At 40.2% G+C, this 2,547-nt stretch carries 4 protein-coding genes; 3 read left to right on the top strand and 1 reads right to left on the bottom strand.

Going from position 1 to position 2,547, the window contains the following annotated elements:
- Together F7C14_RS01990 and F7C14_RS01985 are read left to right on the top strand one after the other, a co-directional pair.
- Positions 1 to 745: hypothetical protein (locus F7C14_RS01990; protein WP_290899435.1), on the top strand; the 745-nt coding region annotated here is incomplete at its 5' end.
- Entirely contained in the window at positions 703 to 867 is a 165-nt protein-coding gene (locus tag F7C14_RS01985; RefSeq protein ID WP_290899432.1) for a hypothetical protein, read from the top strand. The genes F7C14_RS01990 and F7C14_RS01985, both read left to right, overlap by 43 nt.
- On the opposite strand, the gene F7C14_RS01980 is transcribed toward F7C14_RS01985, so the two are convergent.
- Positions 859 to 1,437 carry a DUF502 domain-containing protein gene (locus F7C14_RS01980; RefSeq protein ID WP_290899430.1) on the bottom strand — a complete coding sequence of 193 codons (579 nt, stop codon included), beginning with the start codon at positions 1,435 to 1,437 and terminating at the stop codon, positions 859 to 861. The genes F7C14_RS01985 and F7C14_RS01980 overlap by 9 nt on opposite strands.
- 102 nt (positions 1,438 to 1,539) lie before the next feature.
- Between F7C14_RS01980 and F7C14_RS01975 the strand changes: the two genes are divergently transcribed.
- Entirely contained in the window at positions 1,540 to 2,232 is a 693-nt protein-coding gene (locus F7C14_RS01975; protein WP_290899428.1) for a hypothetical protein, read from the top strand.
- Positions 2,233 to 2,547: the final 315 nt, after the last annotated feature.

Here is a 2,547-nt window from a genome sequence, read left to right as displayed (position 1 = left end):
TACCTACTCCAAGCTCACGTTCATGAACACTAAAGGTACTAAAGTGGAGTACGACTTTAATGATGAAATTTTCGCCTTTGTTGACTATCAAAAGCTCTGTGATTCTCTGTGGACGGATATAGAGGAGAAAAAGGTAGTTTCATACGATAAAAAGGGTGTTGTTTTGGAGAACGGAGAAAGGATTGAAGCAAAAGTTGTTGTAGATTGCTCGGGGATGGACGGAGAAAACCTTCGAAGGAATTCGGGAATAAACATACCGCCGAGATTGATCTACATAACCTATGAGAGAGTTGATAGGCTAAACGTTCCAGATGACACTTTTTACTTAATAGTTGGATGTTCGATATATGGTGGATGGATATATCCGGCGAAACCCTCGGAAATTGGGGCTGCAAATCTGTTCAAAAGGAAGGAGAACGTTTACTATCCAGAAACAACCATTCTAAAAAAATCCTATCCTGAAATTTTTGTAGAAAGCGAAATCAAACAAATTTTCAAGGAAGTCTATCCTTACGGTTTTGTTAAAAGGGTCGTTAACGATAATGTCATTCTCTTCGGCGATTCAGCTGGATTAACGCATCCCATGTACGCTACAAGCATCCATTATATCCATCACGCCTCCAAACCTCTTTCTGACTCGATTAAGAGTTATTTAAACGGTTATGGGAAGCTTGAAGAATATCAAAAGTGGTGGAAAAGCTCGTGGATCTCCACAAGAAAGCTGAAGTCCATCCAGATTCCATAATAAATGAATTAAAAGGTTTGAAAGATGAAAAGGTGTACGTTAAAAATCCGCCCAAGATTTGGGAGCTACCATTAAAATTGCTTTTGAAAACCGCTTACTACTATCTCAAGCTGTCAATTTGAAAAACCACCGGAAATCACAATCTTCATCGCCTCCTCAACGCTGATGTCCAGATAAATCAGCTCCTCTTCTGGAACCAAAACAACGAGCCCGGAAGTTGGATTTGGAGAGGTGGGAATGAAAACGTTGACGAGGTTTTTTCCTGTTTTTTCACACGCCACTCTTATCGATTTTCCAGAGGTGAAACCTATCGCGTAGATCCCTTTCCTTGGATACTCGACCAAAACAACCCCACGAATTCTTTCAGCCTCACCTTCCACAAGCACTTTCACAGCCTCTTTTGTTGCGCTGTAAATCGTTCTGAGTAGGGGGACTTTTAAAAAGCTTTTCTCAAGTCTTTCGATGATTTTTCGCCCCAAAGCGAATCTACTCAGCAAACCAAGGATCAGAATCGTTAGAAAGAGAAATAACAAGCTGAATCCCGGAACGTAAAATCCGGAGATTTTGTGCACTGCCGGAGAAATTAGATTTTCGATCCACCTAAAGGTGAAGTAGAGAACGAAAATCGATGCAGCCAATGGCAAAAATATCACCAGTCCGGCAAGCAGCGTGTCTCTCAAAGTCTTGAGCATGTTTCAAATTTCTTCGAATGCAAGATAATAGTTTTGTTTATCTTGCAATTTTGTAAGAAAAAATTTATCAAACATATCACTCAAAATAGGTCACGATTGTTTATGGTGGATGACTTGGTGCAAAGTGACCACGAATTTGATCTTGACGATGTTGTATCAAAATTAGAGGGATTGAGGACGCTGATTGTGTACGATTCAAAATACGTCGTGAGAACCCTTATTTTTGGAAAAATCATCCCTCAATACGCCGATAAGAGGTTGTTTATTGCCGTTTATTCGGACAGCATGATGAGAAGGCTTGGCAAAACCTACGAATCCATTCCGGATGAAAGGATAAAGAGGATTTTAGACGAGGCAGCGATAATTAAAGTTGGTCTGAACGAAAATGTTCCCTTTGGAAAGTTGCACGCTTACGTAAACATACACTCGGAGTGGTGGGACGATCTTATAGATGAACTTTACAAACTTGGCGATTCTTTCTTGCTTTTCCACGGATTTTCGCTGCTCCCCATTGTTTACGGGAACGAGGCTTGGAAGTACTTGATGGACATTTTTGACGCCTTGCCGGATGAGATAACCTTCGTGAATAAAATATCCTCTTCTCTCTACGATGAAAACGTGAAGCGGTTTATGGAAAGGTTTCACGATGTAATCCTCGCTGTGAGGAGAGAAGAAGACTTCTTTCCGGTAGGAAGAACTTACTGGATAGGGGTGGAACAGAGCATAATCTTCGACATCAAGCCGGGATATGCAAGATACAAACTTGTTGGAGAAAATTTGCAGAAGGTTGAATAAGAGTAACTCTTAGTTTTTGTCTGAAAAATCAGCTTCGATAACTTAACGCTTCAAGATATACAGAGTGAATTTCGGGCTGTAAAGAAATTTGAAGCACTTTGCAATTTCCCGAAATGTTTTTGCTCAATTCAAAGCTTTTTGACCGAAAAGAAATTAGGTTTATTTTAGCAGTTTTTCAAGACCTCTCCGATAAAGAGCTTTGCTGTGAGATTCTTTCGCGTCGTGTAAACTCTCATCAGAATCTGTTTCCTCACATCTACAGCTGAGAAAACGTACAGATTCTTTTTGGTAGCTTTGACAATTGTTTCGTCAATC

The sequence above is a fragment of the Ferroglobus sp. genome, from assembly GCF_015521575.1.
GTDB lineage: Archaea > Halobacteriota > Archaeoglobi > Archaeoglobales > Archaeoglobaceae > Ferroglobus.
The sequence above is the reverse complement of the archived record's forward strand: the minus strand, read 5'-3'. Positions and strand labels throughout refer to the sequence as shown.